This window comes from Delftia sp. WSY_16, assembly GCF_043104415.1.
GTDB lineage: Bacteria > Pseudomonadota > Gammaproteobacteria > Burkholderiales > Burkholderiaceae_C > Comamonas > Comamonas tsuruhatensis.
This window is the reverse complement of record NZ_JBICKS010000040.1, coordinates 233,331-250,094: the sequence shown is the minus strand read 5'-3', so window position 1 is coordinate 250,094 and position 16,764 is coordinate 233,331. Positions and strand designations below refer to the sequence as shown.

Annotated in this window: 16 protein-coding genes; 4 read left to right on the top strand and 12 right to left on the bottom strand. The window is 66.8% G+C overall.

Going from position 1 to position 16,764, the window contains the following annotated elements:
• Positions 1-130: 130 nt before the first annotated feature.
• From rng to ACF8O7_RS20805, 7 genes are all read right to left on the bottom strand, one after another.
• Positions 131-1,618 carry a ribonuclease G gene (gene rng / locus ACF8O7_RS20835; protein WP_016453532.1) on the bottom strand — a complete coding sequence of 496 codons (1,488 nt, stop codon included), beginning with the start codon at positions 1,616-1,618 and terminating at the stop codon, positions 131-133.
• A gap of 136 nt (positions 1,619-1,754) precedes the next feature.
• Positions 1,755-2,369, bottom strand: coding sequence for a nucleoside triphosphate pyrophosphatase (locus ACF8O7_RS20830; RefSeq protein ID WP_047218151.1), 615 nt, complete (start codon positions 2,367-2,369; stop codon positions 1,755-1,757).
• A 104-nt stretch (positions 2,370-2,473) separates the two neighbouring features.
• Positions 2,474-2,941: a 23S rRNA (pseudouridine(1915)-N(3))-methyltransferase RlmH gene (gene rlmH / locus ACF8O7_RS20825; RefSeq protein ID WP_012205361.1), complete on the bottom strand. Its 468-nt coding sequence runs from the start codon at positions 2,939-2,941 to the stop codon at positions 2,474-2,476.
• A 21-nt stretch (positions 2,942-2,962) separates the two neighbouring features.
• A complete protein-coding gene (gene rsfS, locus ACF8O7_RS20820; RefSeq protein ID WP_392444133.1) occupies positions 2,963-3,736 on the bottom strand; it encodes a ribosome silencing factor in 774 nt (257 codons plus the stop codon).
• A gap of 249 nt (positions 3,737-3,985) precedes the next feature.
• On the bottom strand, positions 3,986-4,960 hold the full coding sequence (gene hemF / locus ACF8O7_RS20815; RefSeq protein ID WP_046239340.1) for an oxygen-dependent coproporphyrinogen oxidase: 975 nt from the start codon (positions 4,958-4,960) through the stop codon (positions 3,986-3,988).
• A 4-nt stretch (positions 4,961-4,964) separates the two neighbouring features.
• Entirely contained in the window at positions 4,965-6,248 is a 1,284-nt protein-coding gene (gene purD, locus ACF8O7_RS20810; RefSeq protein ID WP_012205358.1) for a phosphoribosylamine--glycine ligase, read from the bottom strand.
• Complete coding sequence (locus ACF8O7_RS20805) at positions 6,245-6,964, bottom strand: YebC/PmpR family DNA-binding transcriptional regulator (RefSeq protein ID WP_392444131.1); 720 nt, start codon at positions 6,962-6,964, stop codon at positions 6,245-6,247. Before ACF8O7_RS20805 ends, purD begins: the two co-directional genes overlap by 4 nt.
• A 78-nt stretch (positions 6,965-7,042) precedes the next feature.
• On the opposite strand from ACF8O7_RS20805, the gene ACF8O7_RS20800 reads away from it, so the two are divergent.
• The 3 genes from ACF8O7_RS20800 to upp all read left to right on the top strand — a co-directional run bounded on the left by ACF8O7_RS20800 (position 7,043) and on the right by upp (position 10,377).
• Positions 7,043-8,566, top strand: coding sequence for a helicase HerA-like domain-containing protein (locus ACF8O7_RS20800; RefSeq protein ID WP_016446883.1), 1,524 nt, complete (start codon positions 7,043-7,045; stop codon positions 8,564-8,566).
• 147 nt (positions 8,567-8,713) lie between these two features.
• Positions 8,714-9,691, top strand: a complete 978-nt coding sequence (locus ACF8O7_RS20795; RefSeq protein WP_034347889.1) for a threo-3-hydroxy-L-aspartate ammonia-lyase — start codon at positions 8,714-8,716, stop codon at positions 9,689-9,691.
• Positions 9,692-9,747: 56 nt separating this feature from the next.
• Entirely contained in the window at positions 9,748-10,377 is a 630-nt protein-coding gene (gene upp / locus ACF8O7_RS20790; RefSeq protein WP_012205354.1) for a uracil phosphoribosyltransferase, read from the top strand.
• 81 nt (positions 10,378-10,458) lie between these two features.
• Here upp and ACF8O7_RS20785 read toward each other — a convergent pair whose 3' ends face one another.
• Complete coding sequence (locus tag ACF8O7_RS20785; protein WP_016446881.1) at positions 10,459-11,160, bottom strand: YebC/PmpR family DNA-binding transcriptional regulator; 702 nt, start codon at positions 11,158-11,160, stop codon at positions 10,459-10,461.
• 275 nt (positions 11,161-11,435) lie between these two features.
• On the opposite strand from ACF8O7_RS20785, the gene ACF8O7_RS20780 reads away from it, so the two are divergent.
• Positions 11,436-12,578 (top strand): PQQ-dependent sugar dehydrogenase, encoded by a 1,143-nt coding sequence (locus ACF8O7_RS20780; RefSeq protein WP_392444129.1) that lies wholly within the window; start codon positions 11,436-11,438, stop codon positions 12,576-12,578.
• 20 nt (positions 12,579-12,598) lie between these two features.
• On the opposite strand, the gene ACF8O7_RS20775 is transcribed toward ACF8O7_RS20780, so the two are convergent.
• The 4 genes from ACF8O7_RS20775 to ACF8O7_RS20760 all read right to left on the bottom strand — a co-directional run bounded on the left by ACF8O7_RS20775 (position 12,599) and on the right by ACF8O7_RS20760 (position 16,726).
• Positions 12,599-13,591 carry a tripartite tricarboxylate transporter substrate binding protein gene (locus ACF8O7_RS20775; RefSeq protein ID WP_016446879.1) on the bottom strand — a complete coding sequence of 331 codons (993 nt, stop codon included), beginning with the start codon at positions 13,589-13,591 and terminating at the stop codon, positions 12,599-12,601.
• A 63-nt stretch (positions 13,592-13,654) separates the two neighbouring features.
• A complete protein-coding gene (locus tag ACF8O7_RS20770; RefSeq protein WP_392444127.1) occupies positions 13,655-14,500 on the bottom strand; it encodes an amidohydrolase family protein in 846 nt (281 codons plus the stop codon).
• A complete protein-coding gene (locus ACF8O7_RS20765) occupies positions 14,500-15,663 on the bottom strand; it encodes a CoA transferase (protein ID WP_126312732.1) in 1,164 nt (387 codons plus the stop codon). The genes ACF8O7_RS20770 and ACF8O7_RS20765 overlap by 1 nt, the downstream gene beginning before the upstream one ends.
• Positions 15,664-15,721: 58 nt before the next feature.
• The gene (locus ACF8O7_RS20760; RefSeq protein WP_126312733.1) at positions 15,722-16,726 is read right to left on the bottom strand and encodes a tripartite tricarboxylate transporter substrate binding protein; all 1,005 of its coding nucleotides are present in this window, start codon (positions 16,724-16,726) and stop codon (positions 15,722-15,724) included.
• Positions 16,727-16,764: the final 38 nt, after the last annotated feature.

Sequence of the window (16,764 nt, the reverse complement as noted above, 5' to 3'; positions counted from 1 at the left end):
AAATGCCGAGACAAAGTTAATTATCGGGAATCGACAATCCATAGCAACGCGCAAATCGATTCATATGAATCCATTGGCGCGAAAGATGCCGAATCGCTATTGATAATGAATTGGCAAGATAAATACCGGTTCACAGCAGCACGATGTCGTACTGCTCCTGTGCCATGGCGGTCTCGGCCTGCAGCGAGATGGGTTTCTTGATGAAGTCGGACAGGCCGGCCAGGTGCTGGCTTTCCTCGTCCAGGAACATCTCGACCACCTTGGGCGAGGCCACGATGCGGAACTCGCGCGGGTTGAACTGGCGCGCCTCGCGCAGGATTTCTCGCAGCACCTCGTAGCAGACGCTGCGCACGGTCTTCACATGGCCCTTGCCCTGGCAGACCGGGCAGGATTCGCACAGCATGTGGGCCAGCGATTCGCGCGTGCGCTTGCGCGTCATCTCCACCAGGCCCAGCTGCGAGAAGCCACCTGCCATGGTCTTGACCCGGTCGCGCCCGAGCTGGCGCTTGAATTCGGACAGCACCTCGGCCTGGTGGTCGTCGCGCACCATGTCGATGAAATCCACGATGATGATGCCGCCCAGGTTGCGCAGGCGCAGCTGGCGCGCGATCTGGTGGGCGGCTTCCAGGTTGGTCTTGAAGATGGTGTCGTCGAAGTTGCGCGCGCCCACGTAGCCGCCGGTATTGACGTCCACCGTGGTCAGCGCCTCTGTCTGGTCCACGATCAGGTAGCCGCCCGACTTGAGGTCCACCCGCCGGCCCAGCGCGCGGGCGATTTCCTCGTCGATGGCGAACAGATCGAAGATGGGCCGCTCGCCGCGGTAATGCTGCAGCTTGGGCACGGCCGCCGGCATGTACTCCTGCCCGAAGGTCATGAGCAGGGCGAACTGCTCCTTGGAGTCGATGCGGATGCTCTGGGTGCCTTCGCCCACCAGATCGCGCAGCACGCGCTGCAGCAGGTTCAGGTCCTGGTGCAGCAGCGACATGGGCGGCAGGCGCACCGAGGCCTCCTTGATGCGGCTCCAGGTCTTGCGCAGGTAGCGGATGTCGTCGGCCAGCTCGGCGTCGCTGGAGTCCTCGCCATTGGTGCGCAGGATGAAGCCGCCGCCCCCGCCGGTTTCCTTGGTGCCGACCAGGCCCTGCAGCCGGGCGCGCAGGGCATCGCGCTCGCCCTGCGGGATTTTCTGCGAGATGCCGATGTGGTCGTCCTGCGGCAGCAGCACCAGCAGGCGTCCCGCAATGCTGATCTGCGTGGACAGGCGCGCGCCCTTGGTGCCGATCGGATCCTTGATGACCTGCACCATGATGGTCTGGCCCTCGAAAACCTGCTTTTCGATGGGCACGACAGGCATGTCCTTGCGCGCGAACATGGGGGCCTCGCCCCCTTCCTGCCGCTGCCAGACATCGGCCACGTGCAGGAAGGCCGCGCGCTCCAGGCCGATGTCGATGAAGGCCGACTGCATGCCCGGCAGCACACGCGAGACCTTGCCCAGGTACACGTTGCCGACCAGGCCGCGCTCCAGCGGGCGCTCCATGTGCAGTTCCTGGACGGCGCCGTTCTCGATGATGGCCACGCGCGTTTCCTGTGGCGACCAATTGATCAGAATGTCTTGCTGCATGCTGTGCCTGTGGTGTGCTTTGTCGTTTGTATTTCTCGGCCGGAGCGGCCCGGCAGACATCTTGCCGTGCCGCGCGCTGCCATCGGCCTTGCGCGCCTGCCTGCACGCCCCTCGGGGCCCAGGTCGGGGAGCTGGCCTACAGCGCCCAGCCCAGCTCGCGCAACAGCGCCGCCGTCTCGAACAGCGGCAGGCCCATGATGCCCGAGTAGCTGCCTTGCAGCCACTGCACATGGGCCGCCGCACGGCCCTGTATGCCATAGGCACCGGCCTTGCCCATGGGCTCGCCCGAGGCCACGTAGGCATCGATCTGCTGAGCGCTCATGGCCGCAAAGCGAACCCGGGAGACCGACAGCGCAGCCAGGCGCCGCGCGCCATGCTGTATGGCCACCGCCGTCAGCACCTCATGCTCTCGGCCGGCAAGCCCCGTCAGCATGCGGCGTGCATCGTCGGCATCGGCGGGCTTGCCCAGAATGCGGCCGTCGAGCGCCACCGTGGTGTCCGAGCAGAGCACGGGAGCGGCAGCCAGCGCACGGCGCGCGTGGCGGGCCACGGCAGCGTCGAGCTTGAGTGCGGTCACGCGCTGCACGTAGTCGCGCGCTGCCTCGCCGGCCAGCTCGGCTTCCATGGCCTCGGCATCTTCGGCGATGTCGCCATCCGCATTGGGCAGCAAAAGCTCATGGGCCACGCCCAGCTGCTCCAGCAGTTGGCGGCGGCGGGGGCTTTGGGAGGCTAGGTAGATGAAGGGCGGCATGATGAAAATGAGAAATGCCTTCAGCCCTTTGTATCAAAGCGCCGAAGGCTATCAAAATCATAGTATCACGAGATCTTCCAATCCGCATGACACCGCCGCTGCCGCTATTCCCGGTGGTAGGGATGGCCGGCGTTGACCGACCAGGCACGGTACAGCTGCTCGATAAGGAGCACCCGCACCATGGCATGCGGCAGGGTCAGGTCCGACAGGCGGATGCGCTCGTGTGCGGCCTGCCTGAAGGCGGGGTCCAGACCGTCCGGGCCTCCGATGATGAGGGCCACGTCATCGCCCTCCAGCTGCCAGCCCTGCAGGCGCTGGGCCAGGGCCTTGGTGGTCAGATTGGTGCCGCGCTCATCGAGCACCACGATGCGCGTGCCGCGCGGAATGGCGGCCTCGATGCGCTTGCGCTCGGCCGCGTACAGGGTCTCGACCGTCTTGGAGCCGCGTGGCTCCGTCTTGACGGCCTTGAGCTCCACCTTGAGTTCCGGAGGAAAACGCTTGGCGTAGTCGTCGTAGGCTGTCTGCGCCCAGTCGGGCACATGCTGGCCCACGGCCACGATCAACAGCTTCATGCAGCGTCAGCCCTGAACCGCTCAGGCCTTGGCGCGGGGAGCGCGCTTGGCTGCCGGCTTGGCGGCAGGCTTGGCAGCGGCGCCGGCCTTGGCCTTGGCCTTGGCGGGGGCGCGGTTGACCACCACAGTCTTGATGGCCTTGGGCGCCGCCGTCTTGCCGGCCGGCGACTTGGCTGCGGCCGACTTCACAGCAGCCGACTTTGCGGCGGCCGGCTTTGCCGCTGCGGAACGGGGTGCAGCGGCCTTGGCAGGGGCCGCCTTCTTGGCAGCGGGCTTCTTGGCGGCGGCGGAGGCTGCGCCAGAAGCGGCCTTCTTGGCTGCAGGCTTGGCAGCGGTTGCCGCCGCCTTCTTGGTTGCAGCCTTCTTGGCCTTTTCTTCCGCCTTGTCGGTGGCAGCCGAGCGCGTGGGCTTGGGAGCGCCCAGCTTCAGGCGCACAGGCGTCTCGCCCCAAATCTCTTCCAGGCGGTAGTACTGGCGGATGGCCGGCTGCATGACATGGACCACGGCCTGGCCGCAGTCCACGATGATCCACTCGCCGTTTTCTTCGCCTTCCTGGCGCGGCACGGGGAAACCGGCCTGCTTGACGGCGTCGCGCACGCTGGAGGCCAGCGCCTTGGTCTGGCGATTGGAGGTGCCCGCAGCCACGATCACGCGCTCGAACAGCGGCGAGAGCTTTTCGGTATTGAAGACCTGGATGTCTTGGGCCTTGACGTTTTCGAGGCCGTCAACAATGGCGCGTTGCAGCTTGGTCACGTCGCGCTTGGCTGCGGAATCCGATTTGGTGGAAGTGGTCATCAGGCGGTGATCAATGGAATAGGAATGGGATCAATATAGCGCGAGCGCCGTGCGGCCCGTAGAGGGCTGGGCTGTAGCGGCGCTCCAAAATGCATGGAGTTCGCCCACAGATCGCCGGAAGATTTCGCGCCGAAGAAAGTGGAGAACGCAGCCAACGCTGCGCCTCAAGCTATTGAAATTATAGTTTTGCCGCCTATTCCCTTGCACGCGCGGATTTCGCCACGCCGCTCGGGGGGGCGGCTCTCGGGCTCAAAGCCAGTCGCGGGGCACCAGGAATTGCTCCAGCAAAGCGCGCTCGGGGGTGCCGGGCGCGTCCTCGCGCTGGTAGCTCCAGCTCGCATGCGGTGGCATGGACAGCAAGATGGACTCCGTACGCCCGCCGGACTGCAGGCCGAAGTGCGTGCCCCGGTCCCAGACAAGGTTGAACTCCACATAGCGGCCGCGGCGGTAGCGCTGGAAATCGACCTGCTGCTGCCCGTAGTCCATGGCCTGGCGGCGCTCGACGATGGGAAGGTAGGACTCCAGAAAGGCATCGCCCACCGAGCGCAGCATGTCGAAACTGCGCGCCTGGCCCAGTTCCGAGAAGTCGTCGAAGAAGATGCCGCCGATGCCGCGCTGCTCGTTGCGGTGCTTTAGGCGGAAGTACTCGTCGCACCAGGTCTTGAAGCGCGGGTAGAGCGTGTCGCCAAAAGGCGCCAGCGCATCGCGGCAGACGCGGTGAAAGTGCTGTGCATCTTCCTCGAAGCCGTAGACCGGCGTCAGGTCCATGCCGCCGCCGAACCAGCAGGTGGGTTGGTTGCCCGGCTGCCCTGCCGCACCTGAGCCGGCCGCACCTGAGCCGGCTGCAATCATTCGCACATTCATGTGCACCGTAGGCACAAAAGGATTGCGCGGATGGAAGACCAGGGACACGCCCATGGCCTCGAACGGCGCACCGGCCAGCTCAGGCCGGTGCTGCGTGGCCGAGGGCGGCAGCTGCGGCCCGCGCACATGCGAGAAGCCACAGCCCGCGCGCTCGAACACGCGGCCGCCTTCCATGATGCGGGTGATGCCATCGCCCTGCAGGCGCTCGCCGGGGCCCTTGCTCCAGGCGTCGGACAGAAAGCGTGCACCGCCCTCGCCTTCCACCTGTTCCAGCGCCTGCGTGATGCGGGCCTGCAGGCCCGTCAGGTACTCGCGCACCTGGGCCACGGGCAGCGCCTGCCCGGTCGATTGCTCTGCCATGGACTCAGTTCTTCACGGCACGGAAGCCGATGTCGCGGCGGTACTGGGCACCATCGAAATGGATGCCACGCGCCACGTCATAGACCTTTTGCTGGGCCTGCTTGACGCTGTCGGCCAGCACGGTGACGCACAGTACGCGGCCACCGCTGGTGACGGGCACACCGTCCTTGAGCTGGGTGCCGGCATGGAAGACCATGGCATCGGCGGCGTCCTGCGGCAGCCCGCTGATGGCATCGCCCTTGCGCGGGTCCTCGGGGTAGCCTGCTGCGGCCATGACCACGCCCAGCGCCGTGCGGCGGTCCCATTGCAGCTCGACCTGGTCGAGCTTGGCATCGGTGGCCGCCAGCATGACGTCCACCAGATCGCTCTTGAGGCGCATCATGATGGGCTGGGTCTCGGGGTCGCCCATGCGGCAGTTGAACTCCAGCGTCTTGGGATGGCCGGATGCATCGATCATCAGGCCCGCATACAGGAAGCCGGTGTAGGGAATGCCGTCCTTTTCCATGCCGCGGATGGTCGGCAGGATGATCTCGCGCATGGCGCGGGCATGCACGTCGGCCGTGACCACGGGCGCGGGCGAGTAGGCGCCCATGCCGCCCGTGTTCGGGCCCTGGTCGCCGTCCTTCAGGCGCTTGTGGTCCTGGCTGGTCGCTAGGGCCAGGACGTTCTTGCCGTCGCACAGCACGATGAAGCTGGCTTCCTCGCCGGCGAGGAATTCCTCGATCACCACGCGGGCACCGCCGTCGTTGTGGGCCACGCCGTACTTGTTGTCCACGAGCATGAAGTCCACGGCGTCGTGGGCTTCCTGCAGCGTTGTCGCAACGACCACGCCCTTGCCTGCGGCCAGGCCATCGGCCTTGACCACGATAGGCGCACCCAGGCGATCCACATAGGCGTGGGCAGCAACCGGGTCGGTGAAAGTCTCGTAGAGCGCCGTGGGGATGCCGTGGCGCGCCATGAAGTCCTTGGAAAACGCCTTGGAGCTTTCCAGCTGGGCGGCCGCCTTGGAGGGGCCGAAGATGCGCAGGCCATGGGCACGGAACTCATCGACCACGCCGGCCGCCAAAGGCGCCTCGGGGCCGACGACGGTCAGCGCGACCTTCTCGGCCTGCGCCCACTCGCGCAGCGCCTGCGGGTCGGTGATGTTGAGGTTCTCCACCTTGCCGCCGGCCAGGCCCGTGCCACCGTTGCCGGGGGCCACATAGACCTTGGTCGATTTCGGCGATTCAGCCAGTTTCCACGCCAGGGCGTGCTCGCGGCCTCCGCCACCAATCACAAGAATTTTCATAGTTCAGCGTTGTGGTAGACGTCCTGTACGTCATCCAGGTCTTCGATCATGTCCAGCAGCTTTTGCATGCGGGCTGCGTCATCACCTTGCAGGACGATGGTGTTTTCCGGGCGCATGGTGACTTCAGCCACCTCCGGCGTCAGGCCCTTGGCCTGCAGCGCGTCGCGCACGGTTTCGAACTCGGCGGGTGCGGTCAGCACCTCGATGGCCCCCTCATCATCGGTGATCACGTCCTCGGCACCGGCCTCCAGCGCCACTTCCATGATCTGGTCCTCGTCGCTTCCGGGAGCGAAGATCAGTTGTCCGACATGCTTGAACTGGAAGGACACGGAACCCTCCGTGCCCATGTTGCCACCGTACTTGCTGAAGGCATGACGCACATCCGCCACAGTGCGCACGCGATTGTCGGTCATGGTGTCCACGATGATGGCCGCGCCGCCAATGCCGTAGCCTTCGTAGCGGATTTCCTCGTAGGTCACGCCTTCGAGATTGCCCGTGGCCTTGTCGATGTTGCGCTTGATGTTGTCGGCCGGCATGTTGGCCGCCTTGGCCTTTTCCACCGCCAGGCGCAGGCGCGGGTTGGCGCTGAGATCGCCCCCTCCCGTGCGTGCCGCCACCATGATTTCACGGATGATGCGAGTCCAGACCTTGCCGCGCTTTTCGTCCTGGCGGCCTTTGCGGTGCTGGATATTGGCCCATTTACTGTGTCCTGCCACAGGCTGTCCTTTGATATTGATTTAACCTTGCGGCTGGGATTTTACTTTTGACCGCATGCTCCCCCGAGGAAACCCGAAATGGCCGCTCCACTTCTGATCGCCCGCCACTCTGCCACAGAATGCCTGCTGCTGCCCGCACTGGCCAATCGACATGGCCTGATCACCGGCGCCACGGGCACCGGCAAGACCGTGACGCTGCAGAAAATGGCGGAAGGCTTCTCCGAAATCGGCGTGCCGGTGTTCATGGCCGACATCAAGGGCGACCTGTCGGGCATCAGCCAAAGCGGCAGCACCGGCGCCAAGATGGCGGCTTCGCTGCAGGAGCGCGGCATCGAGATTCCTCAGCCCCTGGCCTGCCCCACCACGCTGTGGGACGTGTTCGGCGAGCTGGGCCATCCGGTGCGCGCCACGGTTTCGGACATGGGGCCGCTGCTGATCGGGCGCATGCTGGCCCTGAACGACACGCAGATGGGCGTGCTCAACCTGGTCTTCAAGATTGCCGACGACAACGGACTGCTGCTGCTGGACCTCAAGGACCTGCGGTCCATGCTCCAGCACGTGGGCGACAACGCCAAGCAGTTCACCACCGAGTACGGCAACATCAGTGCCGCCAGCGTGGGGGCCATACAGCGCGGGCTGGTGGCCATCGAGTCGCAGGGCGGCGACAAATTCTTTGGCGAGCCCATGCTCGACATCAACGACCTGATGCAGACCGATGCGGGCGGCAAGGGCGTGGTCAACATCCTGGCGGCCGAGAAGCTGATGAATTCGCCGCGCCTGTACTCCACCTTCCTGCTGTGGATGCTGTCCGAGCTGTTCGAGCGCCTGCCCGAGATCGGCGACCCCGACAAGCCCAAGCTGGTCTTCTTCTTCGACGAGGCCCACCTGCTGTTCAACGATGCGCCCAAGGTGCTGCTCGAACGCATCGAGCTGGTGGTGCGCCTGGTGCGCTCCAAGGGCGTGGGCGTGTATTTCGTCACGCAAAACCCGATGGACGTGCCCGACACCGTGCTGGCCCAGCTGGGCAATCGCGTGCAGCATGCGCTGCGCGCATTCACGCCGCGCGACCAGAAGGCCGTCAAGGCCACGGCCACCACGATGCGGCCCAAGCCGGGGCTGGACATCGAGGCCGCCATCACGGAGCTGGCCGTGGGCGAGGCCCTGGTGAGCTTCCTCGATGAAAAGGGCCGCCCCGGCATCACCGAACGCGCCTATGTCATTCCACCGGGCAGCCAGATCGGTCCGATCAGCGAGGAGCAGCGCAAGGTCTTGCTGGCGCAATCGCTGGTGGCAGGTGTCTATGAAAAGGCGGTGGACCGCGAATCGGCCTACGAAGTGCTGCGCGGACGCACGGCAGCATCCGGCGACGGGGCCTCGCCGGCAGGCCCTGCCGGAGCCGCACCCGCCGCCAGCGAAGGCGGCGGCGCCATGATGGACGGGCTCAAGGACCTTCTGTTCGGCACCACAGGCCCGCGCGGAGGCAAGCACGACGGCCTGGTTCAGACCATGGCCAAGTCCACCATGCGCACCATGGGCAATTCGCTGGGCAAGGAAATCCTGCGCGGCGTGCTCGGCGGCATCCTGGGCAACAAGAAGCGCTGAAGCGCTGGCGCACCGGCACTGCGCCGCATCAAACACCATAGCACCCAGCCGTTGCCATGCAACGGCTGGCGCATTTCAGGGCGCTGAAAGCCTGCGCATGCGGCTATGATCGAAACCGCCTCCATCCACTTTGCGGAACCGCACGCCATGACGACGAACAGCCCTCCCTCGCTGCCCACCTATGACGACGTTGCCGCCGCAGCCGGCCGGCTGGAGGGCGTGGCCCACCGCACCCCCATACTGCGCAGCCGCACCGCCGACGAGCTGCTGGGCGCCCAGCTGTTCTTCAAGTGCGAGAACCTGCAGCGCACGGGTGCCTTCAAGATACGCGGCGCCTACAACGCGCTGTCGCAGTTCACCCCCGAGCAGCGCAAGCGCGGCGCCCTGGCCTTCTCTTCGGGCAACCATGCGCAGGCCGTGGCCCTGGCCGCGCAGATGCTGGACATGCCCGCGCTCATCGTCATGCCCGAGGATGCGCCCGCCTCCAAGATGGCGGCCACGCGTTCCTACGGCGCCCAGGTCGTGACCTATGACCGCTTCACCGAGGACCGCGAAGCCATCTCCCGGCGCCTGGCCGACGAGCGCGGCATGACGCTGATCCCGCCGTTCAACCACCGCGACGTGATTGCCGGCCAGGGCACGGCGGCCAAGGAATTGTTCGAGGAGGTGCCCGATCTGGACTACCTGTTCGTCTGCCTGGGCGGCGGCGGCCTGCTGTCGGGCAGCCTGCTGGCAGCCGGACAGCTCGCCCCGCGCTGCAAGGTCTACGGCGTCGAGCCCCAGGCCGGCGACGATGCCCGCCAGTCGCTGCGCGCAGGCCGGATCGTGCAGATCCCCACGCCCCACACCATTGCCGACGGCGCGCAGACCCAGTCCATCGGCGATATCACATTCGCCATCATCCGCGAGCATGTCGAAGATATCCTGGCCGTGGCGGACGAGCATCTGGTGCAGGCCATGCGCTTTTACGCGGAACGCAAGAAAATCGTGGTCGAACCCACGGGTGCGCTCTCGCTGGCGGGCGCCCTGCATGGCGGGGTTGCGCTGTCGGGCGCACGCGTGGGCATTCTCATCAGCGGCGGCAATGTGGACCTGGCGCGCTACGCGCGCTTTCTGCACGACTGAACCGACCCCTGGCGCCGGCCCCAAAATACCGGCGCCCTTTTTTCCAGAAGAAAACCATGAGTACTCTGCACCTGATCGACCACCCGCTGGTCCAACACAAGCTCACGCTGATGCGCCGCAAGGAAGCCAGCACCAACAGCTTCCGCCGCATGCTGGGCGAGCTGTCCACGCTGATGGCCTACGAGATCACGCGTGACATGCCGCTGCAGGACATCGAGATCGAGACCCCGCTGGAGACCATGACCGGCAAGGTCATCGACGGCAAGAAGCTGGTGCTGGTGTCCATCCTGCGCGCCGGCAACGGTTTCCTCGACGGCATGCTCAACGTCGTGCCCGGCGCGCGCATCGGCCACATCGGCCTGTACCGCGACCCCGAGACGCTGCAGCCCGTCGAGTACTACTTCAAGATGCCCTCCGAGATGGAAGAGCGCGACGTGCTGGTCGTCGATCCCATGCTGGCCACAGGCAACTCGGCCGCCGCCGCCGTGGCGCGCCTGAAGCAGCTGAACCCGAAGTCCATCAAGTTCATGTGCCTGCTGGCCGCGCCCGAAGGCGTGGCCACCATGCAGAAGGCCCATCCCGACGTGGACATCTACACGGCCGCCGTGGACCGCCAGCTGGACGCCCACGGCTACATCCTGCCGGGCCTGGGCGACGCGGGCGACCGAATCTTCGGCACCAAGTGAGCCGCCGGGCGCTGGGCGCCTGCACCCACAAAAAAGCCGCACGATGTGCGGCTTTTTTGCTTGGCAGCGGGGACAGCGTCATCAATCCACCAGGCCCGCGTAGACGTTCTGCACGTCATCGTCGTTCTCGATGCCGGCCAGGAAGTCCTGCACTTCCTCCTGCTGCTCAGCCGACAGGCTGGCCATGCTGACCGGCGTCTTGGCCTTGTAGCCCAGCTTGGCCGACAGCACCTTGAAGCCCTGGGCCGGCAGCGCCTTGCTCACGGTATCGAGGTCGGTGGGGTCGGTGATGAACAGCGTCGTGCCCTCTTCCTCGCCGGGCTCGAAATCCTGTGCACCGGCCTCGATGGCGGCCAGTTCGGCATCGGCGCCGCCTTCGGGCTCGCCTTCGATCATGCCCACATGGTCGAAGTCCCAGGCCACGGCCGTCATCTGGCCCTTGCGGAAACACACGCGCATGTTGGGCGCCGTGCGGTTCACGTTGTCGGTCAGGCACTCGATCATCACCGGCACGCGGTTGGGGCCGTAGCCTTCATAGACCACGCGCTCGTAGTTGACGGCATCGGCACCCACGCCCGAGCCCTTCTTGATGGCACGCTCGAGCGTGTCCTTGGGCATGGAGGCCTTGCGTGCGGCTTCCACCGCCATGCGCAGGCGCGAGTTGCCTGCCGGATCGGCGCCGGCGCGCGCCGCGACGATGATTTCCTTGACAAGCTTGCCAAACAGCTTTCCCTTGGCGTCGGCGACCAGCGCCTTGCCCTTTGCTTTCCATTGCGCGCCCATGGCTGCTTTTCCCTTGCGGATTCTCTGGTGGGTAGGAGGCGCCGCCGCCCGCCCCCGCAGGGACCCGGCCCGGCGCCGAAAGAGCGCTGTTTATACACCCGCGCAAGTGGCTGCGCGGGCTTTTTGCACAGTGGTTGACAGGTCGCCGCAGGCTCTGGTGGCGTCGTGCATGATGCTGGCTTGTGCGAAGCCCCCTGCCTGCGCTGCACCGCCGCCGACGTCAACGGCGGTGCATCCGGCTTCCCGTCTTGTCCCCTCATCACAGGAGCATCGGCATGCCGCCATCCCTATCCGCCGCCCTCGCCATCAGCACCCTGGGCCTGTCCGGCGCACTGTGGGCCGCCAGCCCCAACCTCTCCACAGAAATCGTCGCCGAAGGCCTGGAGCACCCCTGGGCCATGGCTTTCCTGCCGGATGGGCGCTACCTGGTGACCGAGCGGCCGGGCCGCATGCGCATCGTGCAGGGCGACGGAAGGCTGGGCGCTCCCCTGGCGGGCCTTCCGGCCGTGGAGGCCGCAGGCCAGGGCGGCCTGCTGGACGTGGTGCTGGACAGCGACTTCGCGCGCAACCGCCAGCTGTACTTCTGCTACTCCGAGCCCGGCAGCGGCGCCGACAGCGGCAAGAACAGCACGGCGCTGGCCAGCGCCCGGCTGTCCGACGATGCCAGCCGGCTGGAGCAGGTGAAAGTGCTGTTCTCGCAGCGCCCCAGGTACGCGAGCGCATTGCATTTCGGCTGCCGCATCGTGGAGCGCAGGGTGGAGGGCAAGAGCGATGGCACGCTGTTCCTGGCGCTGGGCGAGCGCTCGCGCTACAAGGAAGAGGCCCAGAACCTGCAAAGCCACCTGGGCAAGATCGTGCGCATTGCCAAGGACGGCAGCGTGCCCAGGGACAACCCCTTTGTTGGCCGCGCGGATGCCTGGCCCGAGATCTGGAGCTACGGCCACCGCAACGCCCAGGGCGCGGCGCTGGCGCCCGATGGCAGCCTGTGGATGCATGAGCACGGCCCGCAGGGCGGCGACGAGGTCAACCGGCCCGAGCCCGGCAAGAACTACGGCTGGCCCGTGATCACCTACGGCGAGAACTATGGCGGCGGCAAGATCGGCGCCGGCATCACGCGCAAGGAGGGCATGGAGCAGCCGCTGCACTACTGGGTGCCGTCGATCGCCCCCTCAGGCATGGCCTTTGTGACCAGTGACCGGTATGGGGCGCAATGGAAGGGATCGCTGGTCGTGGGCTCGCTCAAGTTCCAGCGGCTGGAGCGCCTGACGATCAGGTCCGGGAAGGTGACGGCCAGCGAGCAGGTGCTGCCGCGCCTGGGCCAGCGCGTGCGCGATGTGCGCCAGGGACCGGACGGCTGGCTTTACCTGCTGACGGACGCCCAGGGCGGGCAGTTGCTGCGCGTCACCGCCACGCCCTGAGTCCCGTCACGCGCGGCGGCTCACTGCACGGTGATGCCGTTGGCCTTGACCACGGCATCCCAGCGCTTGCGCTCGGCGGCCACGAAGCCCGTGAAGGCTGCGGAGGAGCTGCCCACGGGCGTCAGGCCCAGTTTCTCCAGGCTGGCGCGCGTGGCCGGCAGGGCCAGGGCCTTTTGCACCAGGTCCTGCAGCTTCTGCACGGTCTCGGGCGCGGTGCCTGCGGGCAGGAAGAAGCCGTTCCACTCCGTCACCTCGAAGCCCTTGATGCCGCTTTCCGCCACCGTGGGCACGTCGGGCAGGTCCGGCATGCGCTTGGCCGAGGACACGGCCAGCGCCTTGAGCTTGCCGCCCTTGACATAGTTGATGCTGGAGGCCGCGTTGGCAAAGTACACATCGACCTGGCCGCCCATGACATCGACGATGGCGGGCGCCCCGCCCTTGTAGGGAACGTGGACGGCATCGAACTTGGCGTCTGCCTTGAGCAGTTCCGTCGCCATCTGGGCCAGGCTGCCCGGGCCGTAGGAGGCATAGGTGAGCCTGCCGGGCTTTTGCCGCGCGGCATTCATGAAGTCGGCCAGGCTGTTGTAGGGCGAGGATGGCGCGGCCACGAGAATGTTGGGCACGCTGATGGCCTGGGACACGGCAATGAAGTCCTTGGCCGGGTCATAGGGCAGCTTGCGCAACGCGGGGTTGATGGCGAAGGACGATGCGTCATACAGCACCGTATAGCCATCGGCCTTGGCACGCGCCACGAGGGCTGCACCAATGGCGCCGCTGGCGCCGGCCTTGTTGTCCACCACCACGGTCTGACCCGAGACCTCGCCCAGCGCCTTGGCGATGATGCGCGCCGCATTGTCCGCACCGCCGCCGGCCGAGAACGGCACGACGACCGTGATGGCCTGCGCGGCCGGATAGTCGGCCGCATGCAGCGTGCCCTGGAAAAGTCCCAGTCCCAGGCCCAGCCCCAAGGCCAGCACCGTCATGGCGGGCCGCAATGTCTTGATCTTCTTCACGTTTCTGTCTCCTGTTGCTCCATGGTGAAAACCTGGGCTGCGAGGCTTGCGTGCCCCGCGCCCTCAATCGAATCCGTACAGCTCGGCGGCGTTGTCCACCAGCACGCGGGCGCGCAGCGCCGCATCGGAAATCCAGCGTGACAACAAGGCCAGCAGCATCGGGGTCTGCGGCGGATGGGCAGCTTCGGTGACATGGGGCCAGTCGCTGCCCCAGACCAGGCGCTGCGGGGCCTCGGCCACCCAGGCCTGCGCCAGCGCGTCGCAGTCGGCATAGCCTGCGGCCAGGCCCGCCCGGCTGTTCAGATACGGGCCCGAGAGCTTGACCCATGCCCTGCCCTGCTGCACCAGCCCACGGACCACGCCGAAGGCGGGCTCGTGCACGCCAGCGCCGTCAGCACTGTCAGCGAGCCGCGCCATGTGGTCGAACACCAGGGTGCATGGCAGCCGCTGCAGCAGCGCCGCATGGGCCTCGATCTGGCTGGCCAGCCAGTGCAGCTGCACATGCCAGCCCAGCGCGGCAATGCGCTCGGCCAACGGCTCCAGCATGTCCAGCCGCACGGCTGCATCGTGCTCGGTGTGCAGCGAAAAGCGGATGCCGCGAATGCCGCCGTCATGCAGCGCCCGCAACTGTGCGTCGGTGATATCGGGGTGCACCACGGCAATGCCGCGCGTGCTTGCTGCGCCCAGCGACTGGATGGCGTGCAGCGTGGCCCGGTTGTCCGTGCCATGCGCACGCGGCTGGACGATGACGGCCCGCTCAAGCCCCATGGCGCCGCGCAGCTGCGCATAGTCGGCAGCCGTGGCATGGGCGCGCATGGCCTGCGGAGCCTCGGCCCAAAAACGCGTATCAAAACGCGGATCGAAGACGTGCAGATGGGCGTCGCAGGCGCCTGCGGGCAGTGCCTGCATCAGCGGCTCTCTTGCGCGGCGGCCTTCAGGGCCTCGGTATGCTGGCCCAGCGTGGGCGCGGCAAAGGCCGGCGGGCCGGGCGTGCGGTCGAACTCCACGGCGCCGGCAAAGCCCCGGTAGCTGCCCAGGGTCGGGTGCTCGAAACGGGTGACCATGCCCTCGGCCTGCACCTGCGGGTCGTCGAACATGTCTTCCACCGTGCGGGCCGCCGCGCAGGGCACTTCCTCACCGAACAAGGCCTCCCATTCCAGCGCGCTGCGCCCTGCCAATGCCTGGCGCAGCAGGGGCACCAGCACGTCGCGGTGCTGGGCGCGCTTGCGCACGGAGTCGTAGCGCTCGTCACCGGCCAGCTCGGGCAGCCCCAGCTTGCGGCACAGCGCCTCCCAGAAATGCGCGGTATTGGCCGAGATGTAGAGATAACCTTCGCGCGTCGGGTGGATGCCCGTGATGCCGCCGGAGCGCATGTCGCGCCCCACCTCGCGCGGCTCGCCCTCGGCCCAGACCATGCGTGCGGACTGCATGGTCAGTGCCGCGCGCAGCAGCGACACGCCCACATGCTGGCCCAGCCCGCTTTTCTCGCGCTCGTACAGCGCCGACGACACGCCGCCCGCCACCAGGGCCGAGGCGTAGTAGTCCACCACGGAGCCGTAGAGAATCTCGGGCGGCCCGCCTGCCTTGCCCTGCATGGCGCACATGCCGGTCATGGTCTGCAGCACCTGGTCGTAGCCCGCCTTGGCCTTGAGCGGACCCCGGCTGCCGTAGCCGGTGACGCTGCAATAGACGAGGCGTGGGTTGATGGCGGCCAGTTGCGCAAAACCGATGCCCAGCCGCTCGGGCACGCCGGGCCGGAAGTTGTGGACCAGCACATCGGCCTCGCGCACCAGGCGCAGCAGCACGGCGTGGTCGGCCTCGTCCTTCAGGTCCAGCACCATGCCCCACTTGCTGCGGTTCACGCCCAGGAAGGCGCGGCTTTCAGCCTCCAGCGTGGACGGGTACTTGCGCAGGTTGTCGCCCACGGGCGGCTCGACCTTGATCACCTCGGCGCCCTGGTCCGCCAGCAGCGAGCAGCCATAAGGCCCCGCGATATAGGCGCTCAGGTCCAGCACGCGCACGCCGCTGAGCGGGCCTTTCGGCCCCTGGCGTTCACCGGGCACAAAACTCATTCGTTTCTCCTGATAGGGAAGCGGGAAGGCCTGGGGCACCTCCCGCCAAAGGCCGGGTTCAATCGGCCTGGATATTGCGGTCCTTGGCGAGCTGCTTCCAGCGCGCCACGTCGCTGCGGATCACCTGTGCGAACTGCTGCGGCGTCACGGGGTTGGCAATGGCGCCTTCGCGCAGGAAGCTGGCCTGGATGGTCGGCTTGGCCAGCACCTGGTTCACGGCCTGGTTGAGGCGGTCCACGATGTCGGCGGGCGTGCCCGCAGGCGCCAGCAGCCCCCACCACAGATCGAACTCGTAGCCCGGGATGGCTGTTGCCATGGGCGTCAGGTCCGGCGCAATGGGGCTGGGCTTGAGGCTGGTGATGCCGATGGCGCGCAGCTTGCCGTTGCGCACCATGGGCAGGATGGACGGGCCGCTGGAGACCAGCATCTGCACCTGGTTGCCGATCACGTCGGTCACGGCCGGGCCCTGGCCCTTGTAGGGCACATGCATGATGTCCATGCCCGGCACCATGGAGCGCATCATCTCGGTCGCGAAGTGGTTGATGCTGCCGGTGCCCGAGGTGGCGTAGTTGAACTGGCCCGGGCTGGCCTTGATGGCGCGCACCAGATCCTGCGGCGTCCTGGCCGGGAATTCGTTGTTCACGGCCACCACCAGCGGGCCCTTGGCAAACATGGCCACGGGCGCCAGGTCCTTGACGGGATCGAAGGGCATCTTGGCCTGTACCGCAGCATTCGTGGTCATGCTGGACGAGACCGCCACCAGCGTGTAGCCGTCTGCCGTCGCCTTGGCCACCGAGGCCGTGCCGGTGTTGCCGCTGGCGCCGGGCCGGTTGTCCACGATCACGGTCTGCTTGAGCAGATCGCCCATTTCCTTGGCCACCTGGCGTGCGAACACGTCGTTGGAGCCACCCGGCGGATAGGGAACCACCATGGTGATGGCCTTGGACGGGAATGCGCCCTGCGCCATCAATCCCGGCGAAGCCAGCCCGGCCAGCGTGGCCACCGTTGTGGTGGCCGCCAGCGCCACCAGCCTGCGCCGCGTGCGGCAATGCGAAATGCTCATGTCTTTGTCTCCTGTCCTGTTTCTTGTCGTTGTGGTGC